Origin of the sequence: Devosia sp. (assembly GCF_036676215.1) — a bacterium.
Lineage (GTDB): Bacteria > Pseudomonadota > Alphaproteobacteria > Rhizobiales > Devosiaceae > Devosia.
Map to the genome: position 1 here is coordinate 1 of NZ_JAKFDJ010000173.1, position 2,360 is coordinate 2,360.

4 protein-coding genes are annotated in these 2,360 nt (G+C 66.1%); 1 reads left to right on the forward strand and 3 read right to left on the reverse strand.

What is annotated here, in order from left to right; translation table 11 throughout:
- Positions 1-99: 99 nt before the first annotated feature.
- From V6M52_RS14785 to V6M52_RS14795, 3 genes are all read right to left on the reverse strand, one after another.
- On the reverse strand, positions 100-291 hold the full coding sequence (locus V6M52_RS14785; RefSeq protein WP_332701565.1) for a hypothetical protein: 192 nt from the start codon (positions 289-291) through the stop codon (positions 100-102).
- 230 nt (positions 292-521) lie between these two features.
- Positions 522-1,049 carry a hypothetical protein gene (locus V6M52_RS14790; protein ID WP_332701566.1) on the reverse strand — a complete coding sequence of 176 codons (528 nt, stop codon included), beginning with the start codon at positions 1,047-1,049 and terminating at the stop codon, positions 522-524.
- Between the two features lie 151 nt (positions 1,050-1,200).
- Positions 1,201-1,863: a hypothetical protein gene (locus V6M52_RS14795; protein WP_332701567.1), complete on the reverse strand. Its 663-nt coding sequence runs from the start codon at positions 1,861-1,863 to the stop codon at positions 1,201-1,203.
- A gap of 230 nt (positions 1,864-2,093) precedes the next feature.
- On the opposite strand from V6M52_RS14795, the gene V6M52_RS14800 reads away from it, so the two are divergent.
- A partial coding sequence (locus tag V6M52_RS14800; RefSeq protein WP_332701568.1) for a hypothetical protein occupies positions 2,094-2,360 on the forward strand: 267 nt, incomplete at its 3' end.

Below are 2,360 nucleotides of genomic sequence, written 5' to 3' on the forward strand. Positions count from 1 at the left end.
CGTCCTGCCCATGGCGCTCCTTGAGGCGCTGCACGAAACTGCCGTGCTCGTTCGCAACAGACATGTCCTTCTCCGCTCAACGACTCGGTCTTGAATTGCTCAGGTGTAGCAGCCCCAGTAGTTACCGGTGCTGTGGTAATTGGGCACCCGCCAGGAATTGCATGAGTGGTAATCGCTGACGTACAGGGACGTGCCGTCGTGCCGGCTGGCGCCGGCTGGCGCGGCCAGGCTGATAGCGACGATCGGAGCGGCGACCATGGCCGCGAGCATGGTTGCCAAGGACTTTCGCATAGTTCTGCCTCCATGCCCGGGACCTTCCGCACCTCCGCTTGCCCGGTCAGCGGGCGGGTTCCACATCAGCGTCCTCGCTTTGCCGCCTCATCAGCCATAGCCCGAAGGGGCCAAATGCCTCCGCCAATGGACTAGGGCCAGCCGCAAATGTTCTCGTGCGTTCTTGACGGTTGCGGTCATGCGCTGCTCCCGAATCAACGTCTATGGGGCCCCGCGACGAATCGATCAGCCTACGTTCGTTGCCGTCCGTGTGACGGTCGGATCTTGCCCGTGGCAGCAGGCTCCTGGCCACCAAAATTTGAGGTATGCGATCGGGATCGGGTCCTCCCGGCCGGTGTCCGCAGCATTGCAGCGCCCATGCCGGCGAAGCCCAGGTCGCGGACGCCCGCAGCTGCCAACTGCGCGCCTTCAGGCAGCGTCTGAGTGACGGCGACCAGCACGACCCCGGCCATCAACGCGAGAGCTGTCCACGCCGGAAGCGTTCTCGCGCGGAGCACGGCGTGACCGAATCCGAGTCCGGCAACCACCATCACCGCACCATGCACGGTCATCACCGCACCGAGCTGGTCGGTCAGCTCCTCGTAGTTTTTGGTGTCGTTCACGAGCGCGTACACCACCGTTCCGGTGAAGACGACATAGCTGTATGCGTAGCCCACGGCGGCGAGCACTCCGAGACGTCCCAGGCGTGGCCGTTGCGCGGCTGCGAGTCCAATGACGAAGATCGGGATCGCCGCCTCGGCAAGGAGCGTGAGCCACAACTGGCCGGCCGAGAATCCGCCTGGAGCGCCTCGACGACGTCGGATCCGAAGTACAACACCGACGCCACCAAGGTGAGAAGGCCGAGGAGGGTCGTGGCCGGCGGCAGCCGATCGACACCTCGGGCGACACGATCCTGGCCGGACGCGGTTCTCATGTGCCGCCTCCGACGATGGCCTCGGCCCGCGCCTTGATCCCGCGCAACATCCTGCGTTGCATGGCGAAGTCCCCGAACTCCATGAGCACCACCGCAGACAGTGCTCCCAGCGGGCGGCTCCAGTCGTAGATGGCCTGGATCCGGGTGACGAGACGAGTGCCACCTTCGGTCGGTGTCAGCCGCCACGCCCAGGTGCTGTCGGGCTTGGTCCACAGCAGCCACTGGTTGACCTCGAAGGAGTGGACCTTGAACGCGTTGCGGTCCGAAGGCGGACCCGAGGGCGCCATGGGCACCCATTGGCCGACCTCGAGGTGCTGCAGCTCGGGCACGACCCTGGTGGCACTCGGCTGGCCGAGGTTGTCGAGCAGGTCGTTGCTGTACCAGCCGGCCCGACGTGCCCCCACCTGCACCAGCCACGGCCAGACTGCCTGTGGCGGTGCGTCGATCGTGATCGCTCTGGTTGCGCGGAACTGAGCACGCCGGAGCAGGTCGTCCCCGGGCATCGACCCGGCTTGCTCCGCTGCCGTGGCGCCCCAGTGCCGGTGCCAGCGCCGGTACAGCGGCGAGGTGAGAAAGGCAGGCACATCGTGCGCGACGTCGCCGACTTCGGCAATCAGCTGGCGCGTGGATACCCCTCGCCCAGCGACCATCTCGATCACATCCCCTCACCAACGACTGTGCGGCCGACGATCTCAGCGTCATCCCTGACTTTCTCCAGGCGACAGGGTCAATGGTCCTGCCACGCCCGGCACATTGGTCGCGCCGGGCACCACATCTGGGTCCGCGCGCGGACAGGCTGAGACGGCAGCAATCTGGGCAAGGTGATGCGGCGGTAGGACGCGAGCGGAGACGCATTCTCTCGGCACTCAGGTCGTGCCACGATAGCGTCATGATCGGTGCTGAGGAGGACGCTCCAAAGAGCCCCCCTGACGACTTGCTGCGGGTGGCGGAACGGCACGCCAGCACTCGTGTGCCGGTCACGTCGAGGGGTGAAGAGGTTTCGGCACTGCTGGCCCGGCTAAGGGGCCACGAATATGACAGCGCTTCGGTCGCCGCAGTCTGCGACGGAGAGCTCTTGGTGGGCGTCGTGGCGATCGAGCGGCTGCTGAGCGCCCCGCCCGACGCCACTGTCGAGATGGTCATGGACGATGACCCG